The 15,443-nt window shown below is 71.9% G+C and carries 16 protein-coding genes; 6 read left to right on the top strand and 10 right to left on the bottom strand.

The window, feature by feature from the left end; genetic code table 11:
- The first annotated feature begins 9 nt into the window (after positions 1 to 9).
- From mftD to mftF, 3 genes are read left to right on the top strand one after another with little or no spacing between them, the layout of a single operon-like run.
- Positions 10 to 1,209, top strand: a complete 1,200-nt coding sequence (mftD, locus tag ABD140_RS01655) for a pre-mycofactocin synthase MftD (protein WP_344235879.1) — start codon at positions 10 to 12, stop codon at positions 1,207 to 1,209.
- Position 1,210: 1 nt separating this feature from the next.
- Positions 1,211 to 1,966, top strand: a complete 756-nt coding sequence (gene mftE, locus ABD140_RS01650; protein WP_344235877.1) for a mycofactocin biosynthesis peptidyl-dipeptidase MftE — start codon at positions 1,211 to 1,213, stop codon at positions 1,964 to 1,966.
- Positions 1,963 to 3,387 carry a mycofactocin biosynthesis glycosyltransferase MftF gene (gene mftF / locus ABD140_RS01645; protein WP_344235875.1) on the top strand — a complete coding sequence of 475 codons (1,425 nt, stop codon included), beginning with the start codon at positions 1,963 to 1,965 and terminating at the stop codon, positions 3,385 to 3,387. The genes mftE and mftF overlap by 4 nt, the downstream gene beginning before the upstream one ends.
- A gap of 62 nt (positions 3,388 to 3,449) precedes the next feature.
- On the opposite strand, the gene ABD140_RS01640 is transcribed toward mftF, so the two are convergent.
- The 10 genes from ABD140_RS01640 to ABD140_RS01595 all read right to left on the bottom strand — a co-directional run bounded on the left by ABD140_RS01640 (position 3,450) and on the right by ABD140_RS01595 (position 12,961).
- The gene (locus ABD140_RS01640) at positions 3,450 to 4,007 is read right to left on the bottom strand and encodes a hypothetical protein (protein ID WP_344235873.1); all 558 of its coding nucleotides are present in this window, start codon (positions 4,005 to 4,007) and stop codon (positions 3,450 to 3,452) included.
- A gap of 195 nt (positions 4,008 to 4,202) precedes the next feature.
- Entirely contained in the window at positions 4,203 to 5,369 is a 1,167-nt protein-coding gene (locus ABD140_RS01635) for an acyl-CoA dehydrogenase family protein (protein ID WP_344235871.1), read from the bottom strand.
- A gap of 7 nt (positions 5,370 to 5,376) precedes the next feature.
- Complete coding sequence (locus ABD140_RS01630; RefSeq protein ID WP_344235869.1) at positions 5,377 to 6,102, bottom strand: enoyl-CoA hydratase-related protein; 726 nt, start codon at positions 6,100 to 6,102, stop codon at positions 5,377 to 5,379.
- Positions 6,099 to 7,394, bottom strand: coding sequence for an amidohydrolase family protein (locus tag ABD140_RS01625; RefSeq protein WP_344235866.1), 1,296 nt, complete (start codon positions 7,392 to 7,394; stop codon positions 6,099 to 6,101). The genes ABD140_RS01630 and ABD140_RS01625 overlap by 4 nt, the downstream gene beginning before the upstream one ends.
- Positions 7,395 to 7,405: 11 nt before the next feature.
- Positions 7,406 to 7,717, bottom strand: coding sequence for a hypothetical protein (locus ABD140_RS01620; protein ID WP_344235864.1), 312 nt, complete (start codon positions 7,715 to 7,717; stop codon positions 7,406 to 7,408).
- Positions 7,714 to 8,067, bottom strand: coding sequence for a hypothetical protein (locus ABD140_RS01615; RefSeq protein ID WP_344235862.1), 354 nt, complete (start codon positions 8,065 to 8,067; stop codon positions 7,714 to 7,716). The genes ABD140_RS01620 and ABD140_RS01615 overlap by 4 nt, the downstream gene beginning before the upstream one ends.
- Positions 8,064 to 8,771 carry an ABC transporter ATP-binding protein gene (locus ABD140_RS01610; RefSeq protein WP_344235860.1) on the bottom strand — a complete coding sequence of 236 codons (708 nt, stop codon included), beginning with the start codon at positions 8,769 to 8,771 and terminating at the stop codon, positions 8,064 to 8,066. Before ABD140_RS01610 ends, ABD140_RS01615 begins: the two co-directional genes overlap by 4 nt.
- Positions 8,768 to 9,493, bottom strand: coding sequence for an ABC transporter ATP-binding protein (locus ABD140_RS01605; protein ID WP_344235858.1), 726 nt, complete (start codon positions 9,491 to 9,493; stop codon positions 8,768 to 8,770). The genes ABD140_RS01610 and ABD140_RS01605 overlap by 4 nt, the downstream gene beginning before the upstream one ends.
- Positions 9,474 to 11,591, bottom strand: coding sequence for a branched-chain amino acid ABC transporter permease (locus ABD140_RS01600; RefSeq protein WP_344235856.1), 2,118 nt, complete (start codon positions 11,589 to 11,591; stop codon positions 9,474 to 9,476). The genes ABD140_RS01605 and ABD140_RS01600 overlap by 20 nt, the downstream gene beginning before the upstream one ends.
- The gene (locus tag ABD140_RS01595; protein WP_344235854.1) at positions 11,591 to 12,961 is read right to left on the bottom strand and encodes an ABC transporter substrate-binding protein; all 1,371 of its coding nucleotides are present in this window, start codon (positions 12,959 to 12,961) and stop codon (positions 11,591 to 11,593) included. Before ABD140_RS01595 ends, ABD140_RS01600 begins: the two co-directional genes overlap by 1 nt.
- A 310-nt stretch (positions 12,962 to 13,271) precedes the next feature.
- On the opposite strand from ABD140_RS01595, the gene ABD140_RS01590 reads away from it, so the two are divergent.
- The 3 genes from ABD140_RS01590 to ABD140_RS01580 are packed head-to-tail and all read left to right on the top strand — an operon-like array spanning position 13,272 to position 15,442.
- Positions 13,272 to 13,847 carry a carboxymuconolactone decarboxylase family protein gene (locus ABD140_RS01590; protein ID WP_344235852.1) on the top strand — a complete coding sequence of 192 codons (576 nt, stop codon included), beginning with the start codon at positions 13,272 to 13,274 and terminating at the stop codon, positions 13,845 to 13,847.
- Positions 13,848 to 13,851: 4 nt separating this feature from the next.
- Complete coding sequence (locus ABD140_RS01585; protein WP_344235850.1) at positions 13,852 to 15,135, top strand: aromatic ring-hydroxylating oxygenase subunit alpha; 1,284 nt, start codon at positions 13,852 to 13,854, stop codon at positions 15,133 to 15,135.
- Positions 15,119 to 15,442 carry a hypothetical protein gene (locus ABD140_RS01580; RefSeq protein ID WP_344235848.1) on the top strand — a complete coding sequence of 108 codons (324 nt, stop codon included), beginning with the start codon at positions 15,119 to 15,121 and terminating at the stop codon, positions 15,440 to 15,442. The genes ABD140_RS01585 and ABD140_RS01580 overlap by 17 nt, the downstream gene beginning before the upstream one ends.
- Position 15,443 lies beyond the last annotated feature (1 nt).

The following is a 15,443-nucleotide window of genomic DNA, read 5'->3' as shown; positions in this document are numbered from 1 at the left end:
GAGAGTCCCATGAGCAACACCTGGTTCGAGACCGTCGCCGAGGCCCAGAGGCGGGCCAAGAAGCGACTGCCCGGCATGGTCTACGGCGCGCTGGTCGCCGGGTCCGAGCGCGGACGCACGATCAGCGACAACACCAAGGCCTTCGCCGACCTGGGCTTCGCGCCGCGGGTCGTGGGCCACCACGCCGAGCGCGACCTGGCCACCACGATCATGGGGGTGGAGTCGTCCTTCCCCGTGCTGATCTCGCCGACCGGCGTGCAGGCCGTGGACCCCGAGGGCGAGGTCGCGGTGGCCCGCGCCGCCGCGAACCGGGGTGTGATCATGGGGCTCAGCTCGTTCGCGAGCCGGTCGGTGGAGGACGTCTGCGCCGCCAACCCCAACGTCTTCTACCAGATGTACTGGACGGGCTCCCGCGAGGCGATGACCCAGCGCATGGAGCGGGCGAAGAAGGCCGGCGCCAAGGCGCTCATCGCCACCCTGGACTGGTCGTTCTCCAACGGCCGCGACTGGGGCAGCCCCGCCATCCCCGAGAAGGTCGACCTCAAGACCATGGTGAAGCTGGCGCCCAAGGTCGCGACGCGGCCGGGCTGGCTGTGGCGGTTCGGCAGGACCGGCAAGATCCCGGACCTGACCGCGCCCAACCTCCAGCCGCCCGGCGGCGAGGCCCCCACGTTCTTCGGCGCCTACTACGAGTGGATGCAGACCCCTCCCCCCACCTGGGAGGACGTCAAGTGGCTGCGTGAGGAGTGGGGCGGGCCCTTCCTGCTCAAGGGCGTCACCCGCGTCGACGACGCCAAGCGCGCCGTCGACATCGGCGTCACCGCGCTGTCGGTGTCCAACCACGGCGGCAACAACCTCGACACCACCCCGGCCACCATCCGCCTCCTGCCCGCGATCGCCGAGGCCGTCGGCGACCAGGTGGAGGTGCTGCTGGACGGCGGCGTGCGGCGCGGCGGCGACGTCGCCAAGGCCCTCGCGCTGGGCGCCCGCGCCGTCCTCATCGGCCGCGCCTACCTGTGGGGCCTCGCCGCCAACGGGCAGGCCGGCGTGGAGAACGTGCTGGACATCATGCGCGGCGGCCTCGACTCGGCCGTCCTGGGCCTCGGCCACTCCAGCGTGCGCGACCTCTCCCCCGCCGACCTCCACATCCCGCGCGACTTCAAGGTCACGCTGGGCGGCGGAGCGGTCGAAGACGCGCCGGCGAGCTGACGTGGCACCACTCGGGGAGAGCGGGGAGTCCGCCGTACGGCTGGCGGGGTCGGTCTGGCCGTCGGTGCCGGTGGGCGGGCTGGTGCTCGTTCCGGTCGGTGCGACCGAGCAGCACGGGCCCCACCTCCCGCTCTCCACCGACACGGTGATCGCGCGCGCCGTCGCCGAACGGACGGCCGCCGCCCTGGCCCCGGAGACGGCCGGGCCGGTGCTGGTGGCGCCCGCCGTCGAGTACGGGGCCAGCGGCGAGCACGGCGGCTTCCCCGGGACGATCTCCATCGGGCACGAGGCGCTGCACGTGGTCCTCGTCGAGATGGTGCGTTCGCTCACCCCGTGGGCCTGGCGGGTGGTCTTCGTCAACGGGCACGGCGGGAACGTGCGCGCGCTCGGCTCGGCCGTCGGGCAGCTGCGCGGCGAGGGCCACGACGTCGGGTGGCTCTCCTGCGAGGCGCCGGGAGGCGACGCCCACGCCGGGTTCACCGAGACTTCGGTGATGCTGCACCTGGCGCCCGAGCTGGTGCGCACGGCCGCGGCCGTGCCCGGTGACACCCGGCCGCTCGCCGCGCTCATGCCGGAGCTGATCGCCCGCGGCGTGCGCGGCGTCTCCCCGTCGGGGGTGCTCGGAGATCCGACCGGCGCCACCGCGGAGCGGGGGCGCGAGCTCGTGGAGGCGATGGTCGCGGACGTCGTCCGGCGGATCACCGAGAACCGCGCAGACACCCGCGGCCGGCTTCTGCAGCCTGCGGGGCACCGGTGAAGCGTTCTTTCGCGCTGCCGGAGGGCTTCCGCGTGGCGCTGGACTCCGGGACGTCCTTCTGGGGCGACGGCCTGGTGGCCACGGGCGGTGCTCCTTGGAAGGTCGTGCGGCTCAAGGAGGCCGCCCGGCCGTACCTGCGGGAGTGGCGGCGCGCGGGAGGCGAGGGGGTGGCCGTCTCGTCCGCCATGGGACGGGCGCTGGGGCGGCAGCTCCTCGACCTCGGCTTCGCGCACCCGGTCCCTTCACCCCGGCCTGGACCGCACGAGGTGACGGTCGTCGTTCCCGCTTTCGGCAGGGCGGACGAGCTGGAGCGCTGCCTGGCCGCGGTCAAGGGTGTACCGGTGGTCGTCGTGGACGACGGCTCGCCCGACCCGGCGCCGCTGCGGCGTGTGGCGGAGGCGCACGGGGCGCGGTTGGAGCGGCACGCGGTCAACCGGGGCCCGGCCGCCGCGCGCAACACGGGGCTGCGGCTGGCGCGGACGCCTTTCGTCGCGTTCGTGGACTCCGACTGCCGTCCGGAGGCCGGGTGGCTGGACGTGCTCATGCCGCATTTCGACGATCCCAAGGTGGCGGCGGTCGCGCCCCGGGTCGTGCCGGAAGGCGGGGGCGCGGGTGTCATGGCGCGGTACGAGGCGGTGCGGTCGGCTCTCGACATGGGGACGCGGCCCGCGCTGGTCCGGCCGGGGGCGAAACTCGGGTTCGTGCCCACCGCGACGCTGATCGTGCGGGTGGAGGCGGTGGCGGACCTGCCCTTCGCCGAGGACATGCGGCTCGGCGAGGACGTCGACTTCGTCTGGCGGCTCGCCGACCGGGGCCTGAACGTGCGCTACCAGCCGGAGGCCCGCGTCGCCCACACTCCCCGGCTCGCTCCGGCGGCGTGGGCGCGGCGCCGCCACGAGTACGGGACGTCGGCCTCCGCGCTCGCCGAGCGCCATCCCGGACGGCTGGTCCCGGCGCACCTGTCGGGCTGGAATCTGCTCACGCTGGGCTGCCTGGCCCTCGGCCGCCCGCTGCCCGCCGCCGCCTCCACCGTTCTCACCGCGGCCCTGCTCGACCGGAGCCTGTCCGGGATGCCGGGAAGCCGGACGCTGAGCGCGTCGGTCGTCGGCAAGGGCGTCGTGGCCGACGCCGCGGCTCTGGGCCACGCGCTGCGCCGCGAGTGGTGGCCGCTGGGCCTGGTGTGCCTGGCGGCCGGCGGGCGCACCCGCCTGGCCCGGGGCGCGGCCGCCGCCATGCTCGCCCCGATCGCCCTGGAGTGGCTCACCCGGAGGCCCGCACTCGATCCCGTCCGCTACACGGCTCTGCGGCTCGCTGAAGACGTCGCCTACGGCTCCGGGGTCACCGCCTCCGCCCTGCGCCACCGCTCCTTCCGGACACTGCTGCCCTCCGTCCGCCTCCCCCGGCCGGGCAAGCGCGGCTGAGGCGGACGCGCGAAGGGCCGGGAAGCCTCCTCCACGACGGCTTCCCGGCCCCTTCCCGTAGGTCAGGCGCTCTTGGAGTGGTAGAACGTGTCCCCGCTCTGGAAGACCTCTTCGACCTCGTCGGCCCCGGAGGCGGCCGCGGCGACGAGCGCCTGGGCCTTGAAGGCGCGGGCGGCGGCGCTCAGCCGGTGGCGGAAGGCGCCGGGGCCGGCGGACTCCGTCCGGCGGTCGCCGCAGATCCGGATCTCGGAGTCGGCGTCCTCCAGCGCCCGCGCGAAGCGGCCGCGGACGCGCGGGTCGGTGTCGTACAGTCCGGCCTCGATGGCGATGGTCTGGGGGCGGCGGCCGTTGAACCGGTAGTCCAGCGCGGCCTCCAGGTCGATGGGGCGGGCGCCCAGGATCTGCAGGGGGCGGGGGTCTCCGCCCTCCATGGTGAGGACGACGACGTCCCAGCCCGCCGTCACCCGGTCGAACATCAGGCCGCCCGCGAAGCGCACCGCTTCGGCGTTGCTGGAGGCCGCCACCACCATCCGCGGCCGCAGGAATCCCTTGGGGGCCAGGTCGGCCGGGTTGGTCGCCCGGCTCCTCCGGCCGACGATATCGATGGATCGCGTAGCCATACCGCCCCTATCCCGTCCAAAAACAACGAGTTCGTCCGTGACCGACCGAACACACATTAAGTCGACGTCAACTGCCGTGACAAGCATCACATACCCATCAATTTATCCCTTGCTGAGCGGTCGCCCAGAAAACGCGGGCCTCCCGGTCGTCACCCGACCGGGAGGCCCGCCCCGCACCCGCCCGGCGGGAGCGCCTTACCAGCCCAGGCGCCCCTGGCCCGAGACCAGCGCCTTGGCGATGACCAGGCGCTGGACGTCGTTGGTGCCCTCACCGATGGCCATGAGCGGCGCGTCCCGGTACAGGCGCTCGACGACGAACTCCGCCGAGTACCCGTAGCCGCCGTGGATGCGCATCGACTCCAGGGAGCACTTGATCGCGACCTCGGAGGCGTACATCTTGGCCATGCCCGCCTCCATGTCCACGCGGCCGCCCGAGGAGTCGGACTTCGCGGCCGCCCAGTACGTCAGCAGCCGCGCCGCCTGGATCTCGGTGGCCATGTCCGCGAGCTTCAGCTGGATCGCCTGGAAGCCCGAGATCGGCTTGCCGAAGGCCTCCCGTTCCCGCGAATAGCCCAGCGCGGCGTCGTAGGCGGCCTGCGCCACACCGACCGCGCGGGCCGCGATGTTGATACGGCCGATCTCCAGCCCGCCCAGCACCTGCTGGAGGCCGCGGCCTTCCACGCCGCCCAGGAGGTTCTCCACCGGCACCCGCACCTGGTCCAGGACGAGCTCGCTGCTCTCCGGGCCCTTGTAACCCATCTTGGGCAGGTCGCGGGTGACGGTGAAGCCCGGCGAGGAGGTGTCCACGAGCAGCACCGACATCGCCTCGTGCCCGCCGTCCACCTTTCCGGTCTTGACCAGGACGGGGAACATGCCGGCGACCCGCGCGTTGGTGATCCACGTCTTGCCGCCCGACACCACGTAGTGGTCGCCGTCCCGGACCGCCGTCGTGCGGATGCCCTGCAGGTCGGTGCCGGCGCCCGGCTCGGTCAGGCAGATGCCCGAACGCACCTCGCCGGTCGCCATCCGGGGCAGCCACCGCTCCTTCTGCTCCGGGGTGCCGTTGCGCGCCACCAGCCAGCAGGCCACCGAGTGCGGCCCGAACAGGCCGGCCGCGCCCAGCCAGGCGCGGGCGATCTCCTCGAACGCCAGCGCGTAGGAGACGCGGTCGGCGGCGAGCCCGCCGTACTCCTCGGGCACGTTCAGGCCGTACAGCCCGAACTCCTTGAAGCTCTCGACGAGCTCCGCGGGGTACCGGCCGGTCCGCTCCCACTCGGGCGCGACCGGCATGATCTCCTTCTCGGCGAAGTCCCTGAGCGTCTGCCGGAACAGCCGCTGCTCTTCGTTCAGCTCGAAATCCATCAGCGGATCACCTTCCCGTCCATACCGGCGGCCGGCGTTCGGCGAACGCCCGCGCCCCCTCCGCCGCGTCCGCGCTCCTGAAGACCTCGTCGACCTCCGCGGGCGTGCACCACCGCCGCTCCCGCATCAGCTTCTTGGTCATGGCGACGCCGAGCGGACCGTTCTCCGCGATCCGCTCGGCCAGCCCCACGGCCTCGGCCAGCACCCGATCGGCCGGGACCACCCGGTTCACCAGGCCCATCTCGCGGGCCCGCTCCGCGGTGACCGGGTCGCCGGTCAGCCCCAGCTCCAGCGCCTGGGCCATGGGCACGCGGGCGGAGAGCGCGGTGCCGCCCCCCGCCGCGAACAGGCCGCGCCTGACCTCGGTGATGCCCAGCTTCGCCCCCTCGGCCGCCACGACCAGGTCGCAGGCGAGCATCAGCTCGAAGCCGCCGCCCAGCGCGGCGCCGTTCAGCGCCGCGACGACCGGGGTGGCGACGCTGCGGTGGAAGAACCACACCAGCGTCTTGATGCTCGCCCCGGCCGCGAACGCCTTCAGGTCGAGCCCCGCGCAGAAGACCGTCCCCGCGCCGGTCAGCACGATCGCCCGCACCTCGGTGTCGGCCTCGGCGGCGCGCAGCACCGCCGAGAGCTCCTCCATCAGCGCGGTGTCGAGGGCGTTGCGCGCCTCGGGCCGGTTCAGGGTCACCACCAGCACATTGCCGACCTGCCCGGTCAGCACGACATCGCTCACTTAGCGGCCTTCGTGGCGGCCCTGGCCCGCTGCCGGAAACCTTCGAGCTTCTCCTCGGGGGCGATGATGCGGTGGCTGCGGGACCGGATGGACACGTCGTGGTCGGCGGACGCCGCCCGCAGCGCCCCGACGGTGGCCTGTTCGCGCGGGACGTGGGCGAACGGGTCGAAGGAGTACCAGCGCATCGCGTTCTCGTGCGTCATCTTGTCGATGTCCTCGTCGGGCACCTCGTAGCGCTCCAGGACCTCGTGCAGCTCCTCCGGGGCGCCCGGCCACATCGAGTCGCTGTGCGGGTAGTCGGCCTCCCAGCAGATGTTGTCGATGCCGATCTCGTGGCGCAGCCGCACGCCCAGCGGGTCGGAGATGAAGCAGGTCAGGAAGTGCTCGCGGAAGACCTCCGAGGGCAGCTTCCCGCCGAAGTCCTGGAGCGTCCAGGTGGCGTGCATCTCGAAGGTGCGGTCGACCCGCTCCAGGAAGTAGGGGATCCATCCGGTCCCGCCCTCCGACAGGGCGATCTTGATGGACGGGTACTCCTTGATGACCCGCGACCACAGGAGGTCGGCGGCGGCCGAGACGATGTTCATCGGCTGGAGGGTGATCATCACGTCCGGCGGGCAGTCCACCGCCGGGATCGTGAGCCGGCCCGACGAGCCGATGTGCACGTTGAGGATCGTGCCGGTGTCGGTCAGGGCGCGCCACAGCGGGTCCCAGTGCTCGCTGTGGAAGCTCGGGTAGCCCAGCGCGGCCGGGTTCTCGGTGAAGGTCAGCGAACGGCAGCCCTTGTCCGCCACCCGCCGCACCTCGGCGGCGCACAGCTCGGCGTCCCAGATCGCCGGAAGCGCCATCGGGATGAACCGGCCCGGATAGGCCCCGCACCACTCGTCGATGTGCCAGTCGTTGTAGGCGCGCACCAGCGCCAGCGAGAAGTCCACGTCCTCGGTCGCGAACAGGCGCGCGGCGAAACCCGGGAAGGACGGGAAGTTCATCGACGCCAGGATCCCCCCGGCGTTCATGTCCTTCACCCGCTCGTGCACGTCGTAGCAGCCCGGACGGATCTCGTCCAGGCCCTGCGGCTCCAGGCCGTACTCCTCCTTCGGCCGACCCGCCACCGCGTTCAGCGCCGCGTTGGGGATGACCGTGTCGCGGAACTGCCACACGTCCGTGCCGTCGTCGCGGTGCACCAGGCGGGGGGCGTCGTCCTTGTACTTGGCGGGCAGGTGGTTCACGAACATGTCAGGCGGCTCGATGATGTGGTCATCGACGCTGATCAGGATCATGTCTTCCTTGCGCATGGCGTCTCCTGTCAGTCCGAGGCGGGCAGCGGCTTGGCCGCCTTGAGGGTCATCGGGGTTCCGTCGCAGCTGAGCTCCCCCGCTCCGGAGGAGGTGCAGAGCACTTCGACCGTGTCGTCGGCGTTCACGTAGCGCTTGCCGATGAGCGTGGCGGCGCCCCCGCCGGAGGCGGGGGCGGGCGGCGCGGAGGCGGCGGAGACCATCGGCTTCCCGCCGCAGGCGAGCTCCGCGCCACCGCCCGCGGGGGCGCGCACGACGACCACCCGCGTGGTGCAGGTGGCGCTGGCGAGCTGCTCCCCCGCGCGTAGGGACGGTGCGGTCATTGCAGTTTCTCCTTTTCCAGCAGACGGTCGGCCAGGACCGACAGGTCGTGGGACTGGCGGGCCATCCAGAAGCGCAGGAAGCCCGTCAGCGAGTAGCGCAGGAACAGCGCCGAGCCGGCCACCGCCGTGCTCACCCCGGCCAGGCCGAGGGCCAGGGCGTCGCGCTGGGCCAGCGGGTCGGTGGTGCCGTGGGCCAGGAGGTAGGCGGCGAACCCGAGCACCACGCCCGCGGCCATCCCGGCCGCGCCCAGGCGCAGCCACAGCGCCGGCCGCCCGGCCGCCGGGTCGGCGATCCGCAGGTCCGCCAGTTCGCGGACGAAGCGGTCCGCACGCGTCTCGGTCGAGGTCATCGTGCACTCCCCAGGTAAAGGTCGGAAAGCTCGGCGCGCAGCTCCGCGTCGGGGTCGCCCCGCCGTTCGACGCGGCCGCGCACCAGCACCGCGGCGTGGTCGGCGATGTCGAGGACGGCCGCCGCGAACTGCTCGACGACCAGGACCGCCACGCCCTGCCGGGCGATCTCGGCGACCTGCTCGTACAGCTCGGCGACGACCAGCGGCGCCAGGCCCATGGACAGCTCGTCCAGCAGCAGCACCGCCGGATCGGTGGCCAGGCCGCGGGCGAGCGCGAGCATCTGCTGCTCGCCGCCGGACATGGTCCCGGCCGCCTGCCCGGCGCGCCGGGCGAGGACGGGGAACCGCGTGAACGCGATCTCCTCGACCTCCGCGCGGCCGCGCCCGGTGAAGGTCATCATCAGGAGGTTCTCGCGGACGGTCAGGTTGGGGAAGACGCCGCGGCCCTCGGGGATCAGGCAGACCCCCGCCCGCGCCAGGTCGCGGGAGTCCGCGCCGGTGGCGTCCCGGCCGCCCAGCAGCAGCCGGCCGGAGTCGGCCGGATGCACGCCCGCGGCGACCTTCAGCGTCGTGGTCTTGCCCGCCCCGTTGGGGCCCAGCAGCGCCACCACCTGCCCGGCGGCGACTCTCAGGTCCACGCCGTGCAGGGCGGTGATGCCGCCGTAGGAGGCGCGGACCCCGCGCAGTTCCAGCAGCGCGCTCATGACTCCTCCACCGGCGTCTCGCCCAGGTAGGCGGCGAGGACCCGCGCGTCCCGCCGCACCTCCTCCGGCGGACCGGAAGCGATGATCTTTCCGAGGTCGAGCACGTGCAGCCGGTCGCACACGCTCATGACCAGGCCCATGTCGTGCTCGACCAGGACGACGGTCGTACCGTCGTCGGCCAGCGAGCGCAGCAGCGCCGCGAACCGCTCGGTCTCCTCGCCGTCCTGCCCTGCCGCGGGCTCGTCCAGCAGCAGGAGCTTGGGCCGCACCGCCATCGCCCGGCCGACCTCCACCAGGCGCGCCGCCCCGGTGGACAGCTCGTCGGCGCAGGTGTCGGCGAGGTGGTGCAGGCCGATCCGGTCGAGGATCCCCGTCACGGCGTGCCCGGCCAGCCGCCGGTCGGGGCCCATCTCCGCGGCGACCAGCAGGTTGTCCCGCACGGTCAGCCTGCCGAAGAGCTCCAGCCGCTGGAACGTGCGGGCCAGCCCGCGCCTGGCCCGGCGGGCCGGCCCGAGCCGGGTGACGTCGCGGCCGTCGAGCACCACCCGCCCCGAGGAGGGGCGGCGCAGCCCGGACACCACGTCGAACAGGGTGCTCTTGCCCGCCCCGTTGGGCCCGATCAGGCCGGTGACCTGGCCGGGCTCGGCGGTCATGCCGACGCCGTCCAGCGCGCGGTGGCCGCCGAAGACGACGCTCACCCCGCTAACCTCGAGCGATCCCACGGGCCAGCACCTCCTCGTCCTCCGCGCGCCAGGGGCGGCGCACGCCCCACCACTCGACCGGGACCTCCGGCGCGACGACGGCCGCCGTCTCCTTCGACCGCGCCCAGGTGCGCAGCGCGAGCGCCAGGACCGCGGTGCCCAGGAGCAGCACGGCGTTGCCGACGACGTCGCCGATCCGCAGCAGCCACAGCACCGCGAACCCGCCGAGCAGGGCGGCCAGCGCGGTGCGGTCGCGCCCCAGCGGCTCCCAGCTGCGGCGCAGCCCCGGCACGATGCCCTCGGGGTGCCGGGCGAAGCCCAGCCCCGCCAGGGCGGGCAGCAGCTGGACGATGTTGTGCGTCCAGGGGGCCACCGCGTTCAGCAGGTGGACGGGTCCCAGGTAGGCGGTGCCGGTGAACAGGCCGTTGCCCACCGCGCCGAGCCCGCCGATCACCGCGATCAGGAAGACCGGGAGGCCCGCCACGAAGTTGAACTGCTCGGCGGTGACCGACTGCAGCTGCATCCCGTACAGCACCCCGCCGACCCCCGCGATCCCGGCGCTCAGCGCGAACACCAGGACCCGGGCGAACAGCAGGCTGCCGCCGAGCGTCGCGTAGGCCGCCTCGCTGTCGCGCAGCGCGATCAGCCTGCGCCCGAACCTGCTCAGCCGCAGCGCCGCCACCCCGAGGGAGCCCAGGGCGAGGCAGACCGCGGCGAAGACCATCAGCTCGGCCGCCTCGTCCAGCCGGAATCCGAAGAGGTCGAGCCCGGCCATCTCCACCGAGCTCTGGTTGAACACCGAGATCTGCACGCCCAGCACCTCGAACGAGGGCAGGGTGAAGATCCACCGGTCGAGGACGACGGCGAAGGCGGCGGTCGCCAGCGCCAGGTAGACGCCCGACAGGCGCAGCGCGGGCACCGCGATCAGCGCGCCGACCAGCGCGGAGACCGCGAACGCGGCGAGCAGCGCCCACGGCTGGCCGTCCGGCGCCAGCTGGCCCCAGACGACCGCGCCGACGCCGGCGATGCTCAGCTGGCACAACGAGATCTGGCCCGCGTACCCCGCCAGCGGCACGAACGACAGCGCCACCACGCCGAGCGCGAACATCGGCCCGTAGGAGATGGCCTGCGCCTCGTCCAGCACGGTCGCCAGCACCACCGCGAAGAGGACGATCGCGCCGGCGAAGACGAACGTGCCGCGCATGGTCGGCGTCGGGACGGGGCGCAGCCTGCGGTCGCGGCCGCGCAGCCGGCCGTGCGGGAACAGCAGCAGGGCCAGGAACAGCAGCAGGGCGGGCGCGGCCAGCCGCAGCCCCGGCAGGTAGGGGTTCTGCGGCAGGTAGCCGGTCAGGTAGCTCTCCAGGCAGCCGACGACCACCGCGCCGAGGAAGGTCAGCGGCAGGCTCCGCAGCCGGCCGAAGATCGCGGCGGTGTAGGCGCTGACGATCAGCAGGGAGAGCTGGGCGGCGTCCAGGGCGACGGTCGGCGCGATGAGGATGCCGCCGACCGCCGCGAGCTGGGTGCCCAGCACCCACGCCACGCGGTTGGCCCGGACCGGGTCGGCGCCGGTGAGCCCGACCAGGGCGCGGTCGTCGACGGTCGCGCGCATCTCCGTGCCGGTGCGGGTGCGGTTGAGCACGAACCACAGGACCAGCGCGGCCAGCACCGCGACGGCCATGGTCAGCGCCTGGTGCCAGGTGATCGTCACCGGGCCCAGGTGAAAAGGTTCGCGGTCGGCGAAGAAGGTGGTCAGCGGCCGGGGGAGGTTGGGGTCCCAGATCCACCGGGCGGCGGCGATGAGGCCGCTCAGCAGGGCGACCGTCATCACCAGCCGTTCGGCCTCGCCCAGGTTCTGGACCGGCCGCAGCACCACCTTCTCGACCAGCAGCCCGAAGGCCGGGGCCAGGACGAGGAGCACCGCGGCCAGCGCCAGCGGAACCGGCCATCCCCACCCGACGGCGAGCTGCCAGTAGGCGAATGCCGACAGCATGCCCGCCGCCCCGTGCGCGAAGTTGAACACGCCGGTCGTGGTGTAGGTGAGCACCAGCCCGCTGCCGATGATCGCGTAGATGGCTGCGGTGCTCAGTCCTACGACCCCGAAGATGAGGAACTGTTCCATTACTTGAAGTCGCTCATGCTCTTGCCGACGTCGGCGAGGGTCATGGGCTTGCCGTAGTCGCCCTTGAACTTGTAGGCGGGGGCGTCACAGCGGTAGGCGCCGGTGTCCGGCTTGAAGTCCGCGGGCTTCCAGCCGCCGGGGGTCGCCTGCACGATGTTGAAGCACTTGGCGGGGGCGTCCGGCTGCGACAGGTCGAGCGGCGCCTGCAGGCCGCCTCCCGTCCATGCGGTCTCCTCCTGCGCCGCCTCGAAGACGCACTTGCGGGTGAGGTCGTCGCCGCAGCTCGCCGCCGACTTGGCGAACAGCGTCCAGGCCACGAAGGCGCGCACCACCTGCAGGGTCACCGGCTTGTCCGGCGCGTACTTCTTGAACAGGTCGACGACCTGCTGGGTCGCCGGGTTGTTCGCCGCGTCCTCCAGCGGGTGGACGCCGCCCAGGTCGGCCAGGTTGTTCTGGCCGGCGATGGCCGGGCCCGCGAGCTGCAGGAAGGCCGGGCCGTAGGAGTTGCTGTTGGCGTCGATCCAGTCGAGCTTGTGGTCGATGCTGGTCAGCACCTGCTCGAGCTTGGAGAGGCTGTTGAAGTCGCCGAGGAAGATCAGGCCCTTGACGCCCTTGCTCTTGATGGCCTGGGCGTAGGGGGTCCAGTCCGAGACGCCCTGCGCCGGGTACAGCTCGTTGTAGGAGATCGTCCCGCCGGCCGCCTGGATCATCTCCTTGGTCTGGCCCTCCAGGACCTTGGTGACCGGGGAGTCGCCGGAGATGAGGCCGACGTCCTTGGCGGAGCCGGGGTGGCCCTCCTTCAGCAGCCAGGTGTAGTAGCCGGCGTAGGGGCTGTAGAACGCGCCGCCCGCGACCGTCTCGATCTGCAGGTCGGAGCCGGTGTTCTGCATCTGGCTCGCCTGCGCGGGGAAGGCCGGCAGCAGGCAGGACAGCCGGTCCTTGACGCCCAGGCCGTCCAGTCCGGAGCCGCCGCCGACGATGAAGAAGTCGTCGCGGCAGGACTCGATCATCCGCTGGCGGACCTCCATGAACTTGGCGTCGCGGGTGTTGGGGACGAGCTTGCGGCCGTTGATGCCGCCCGCCTCGTTGCACCACTTGCTGAACACCTCGGCCGCGTCCACGAACTCGGTCTTCTTGGTGAAGCCCACGTCGGTGAAGACGCCGAGCTTGATCTCCGTGTCGACGCCCTGAGCGGACCTGCTCTTGGCGTCGCCGGCCTGGCACAGGTTCTTCAGGTCGCCGAAGTCGCCCGAGACGGCCTGTGTCGCGGTGCCGTCCGTCGTCTCCTCGGTGCCGGAGCCATCGCGGCCGCACCCGGCGGCCAGAAGCGCGACCGCCGCGAGAACGGCCACGCTGTTCTTCAGTTTCATTGGGGGGGTCCTCCTCAGTCCTGTCCCCCGACCGGTGGGGCATCCGTGCTCGCCGTCGTCGTGAGCTGGGGTTTTCCCGCTCACCTGGCCCGGTTGGCATCCTGTACCCGGTGAGAGGAAACTAGCTTCTCGCTAGCTGAGAATCAACCATCCGCCTGAAGGAAGAGAGATAACCGGGCAGTGCCGGGCCGGCGGCGTTGACGGAACCCCCCTCCTCATGAAAACCTTCGATTCATAAATGAGAATGACATTCTCTTGAGCGAGAAGGGAGCCGTATGAGCAGGCGGTACCCAGGTGAGGGGAGCGCGTGATGCGGGTACCCCCGCTGCCCGGCGACCTGTGGGGCGAGAAGGAGAACACCGCGCTCCGGGGACTGCTGCCCCGCGGCCGCCGCAACCCGGAGGGGGCGGGCGTCGCTCTGAGCACGCTGATCCGCCACCCCGACCTGACCGAGGCCTTCCTCGGCTTCAACGTGTACCTCCTGTTCCGCTCCACGCTGCCGCCCCGCCTGCGCGAGCTCGCGATCCTGCGGGTCGCCAGGCGCTGCGACTGCGCCTACGAGTGGACCCACCACGCGCAGATGGCCGTCCAGCAGATGGGCCTGACCGAGGCGGAGGTCGAGGCGGCCGGCGAGGGCAGGGCCGACGGCGCGCTCGAGCAGGCCGTCCTGCGCGCCGTCGACGAGCTCGGCGACGGCGCCGACCTGTCCGACGCCACCTGGGCCGCGCTCAGCGAGCACCTCGACGAGCGCCAGCGGATGGACCTGGTCTTCACGATCGGCGCCTACACGATGCTCGCCTCGGCCTTCAACGCCTTCGGCGTCCGGCCCGAACACGAGCCCCTCGCACACGAGACCTTCGGCGCCCAGCCAGAACACGAAAGGTAGAACCGTGCCCCATTTCGCGAAGCCTCCGGCGGGCAGCTGGACCGAGCAGTACCCCGAGCTCGGCACCGCCCCCGTCGACTACACCGACTCCATCGACCCGGCCCACTACGAGGCCGAGCGCGAGGCCATCTTCAAGAAGACCTGGCTCAACGTCGGCCGGGTGGAGCTGCTGCCCAAGACCGGCAGCTACTTCACCAAGGAGCTCCCGGTCGCGGACACCTCCCTGATCCTGGTCAGGGGCAAGGACAAGGTCGTCCGCGCCTTCCACAACGTCTGCCGCCACCGCGGCAACAAGCTGGTGTGGAACGACTACCCCCAGGAGGAGGTCAAGGGCACCTGCCGGCAGTTCACCTGCAAGTACCACGCCTGGCGCTACGACCTCGAGGGCAAGCTCACCTTCGTCCAGCAGGAGAACGAGTTCTTCGACCTCGACAAGGCCGACTACGGGCTGAAGGACGTGCGCTGCGAGGTCTGGGAAGGCTTCATCTTCGTCAACCTCGACCCGGACGCGGCTCCTCTGAAGGAGTACCTGGGTGAGATGGCCGAGGGGCTGGAGGGCTACCCCTTCCACGAGATGACCGAGGTCTACACCTACAAGGCCGAGATCGGCAGCAACTGGAAGCTGTTCATCGACGCGTTCACGGAGTTCTACCACGCGCCGGTGCTGCACCAGAAGCAGGCGGTGAAGGAGGAGGCCGACAAGCTCATGGGCTACGGCTTCGAGGCGCTGCACTACCAGCTCTTCGGACGGCACTCCATGATCTCCTCCTGGGGCGGCATGGCTCCGCCGAAGGACCCGAACATGGTCAAGCCCATCGAGCGGGTGCTGCGCAGCGGCCTCTTCGGCCCGTGGGACCGGCCCGACGTCCAGGGCCTGGCACCGGAGGACCTCCCGCCCGCCATCAACCCCTCGCGGCACAGGTCATGGGGCACGGACTCCTTCGAGTTCTTCCCCAACTTCACCCTGCTGTTCTGGGCTCCGGGCTGGTACCTGACCTACCACTACTGGCCCACCGCCGTGAACAAGCACATCTTCGAGGCCAACCTCTACTTCGTGCCCCCGAAGAACGCCCGCGAGCGCCTGGCCCAGGAGCTGGCCGCGGTGACGTTCAAGGAGTACGCGCTCCAGGACGCCAACACCCTGGAGGCCACCCAGACCATGGTCAACTCCCGGGCGGTCACCGACTTCCCCCTGTGCGACCAGGAGCTCCTCCTGCGCCACCTGCACCACACCGCCGCCGAGTACGTCAAGAAGCACAAGGAGCGCACCGATGTCGCTGCCCACTGAGTTCGCCGCCCTCGAGCCCTACCTGGAGTGGGACCTGGCCACCGAGGCCGAGCGCTACGCCAGGCGCCTCGCCTCCTCCATGGCCGAGATGCAGGCCTTCTACGACGTCGCCTTCCCGCTGCTGGAGGACGCCATCGCCTACTGCGACAAGTTCCCGCTCAGCGATCTGCCGGACGACGCCAGGACGCTCATGCACCTGATGCAGTCGCTCGTCATGGTCTCCTTCCCCGTCGAGGTCTGGAAGCAGGCACGCGTCCCCGACAGCGGCGCCGCCCAGATCGGCCTCCTCGTCGAACCCGTGATCTGAC

It is taken from the genome of Actinocorallia libanotica (genome assembly GCF_039525175.1).
GTDB classification, from domain to species: Bacteria; Actinomycetota; Actinomycetes; order Streptosporangiales; family Streptosporangiaceae; genus Actinocorallia; species Actinocorallia libanotica.
The sequence above is the reverse complement of the archived record's forward strand: the minus strand, read 5'-3'. Positions and strand labels throughout refer to the sequence as shown.

Excerpts from the sequence above, each read along its gene's own strand:
- ABD140_RS01620 (WP_344235864.1), bottom strand. The coding sequence starts at position 7,717 with ATGACCGCACCGTCCCTACGCGCGGGGGAGCAGCTCGCCAGCGCCACC.
- mftD (WP_344235879.1), top strand. The coding sequence starts at position 10 with ATGAGCAACACCTGGTTCGAGACCGTCGCCGAGGCCCAGAGGCGGGCC.
- ABD140_RS01600 (WP_344235856.1), bottom strand. The coding sequence starts at position 11,591 with ATGGAACAGTTCCTCATCTTCGGGGTCGTAGGACTGAGCACCGCAGCC.
- ABD140_RS01625 (WP_344235866.1), bottom strand. The coding sequence starts at position 7,394 with ATGCGCAAGGAAGACATGATCCTGATCAGCGTCGATGACCACATCATC.
- ABD140_RS01640 (WP_344235873.1), bottom strand. The coding sequence starts at position 4,007 with ATGGCTACGCGATCCATCGATATCGTCGGCCGGAGGAGCCGGGCGACC.
- ABD140_RS01580 (WP_344235848.1), top strand. The coding sequence starts at position 15,119 with ATGTCGCTGCCCACTGAGTTCGCCGCCCTCGAGCCCTACCTGGAGTGG.
- ABD140_RS01610 (WP_344235860.1), bottom strand. The coding sequence starts at position 8,771 with ATGAGCGCGCTGCTGGAACTGCGCGGGGTCCGCGCCTCCTACGGCGGC.
- ABD140_RS01615 (WP_344235862.1), bottom strand. The coding sequence starts at position 8,067 with ATGACCTCGACCGAGACGCGTGCGGACCGCTTCGTCCGCGAACTGGCG.
- ABD140_RS01635 (WP_344235871.1), bottom strand. The coding sequence starts at position 5,369 with ATGGATTTCGAGCTGAACGAAGAGCAGCGGCTGTTCCGGCAGACGCTC.
- ABD140_RS01595 (WP_344235854.1), bottom strand. The coding sequence starts at position 12,961 with ATGAAACTGAAGAACAGCGTGGCCGTTCTCGCGGCGGTCGCGCTTCTG.
- ABD140_RS01590 (WP_344235852.1), top strand. The coding sequence starts at position 13,272 with ATGCGGGTACCCCCGCTGCCCGGCGACCTGTGGGGCGAGAAGGAGAAC.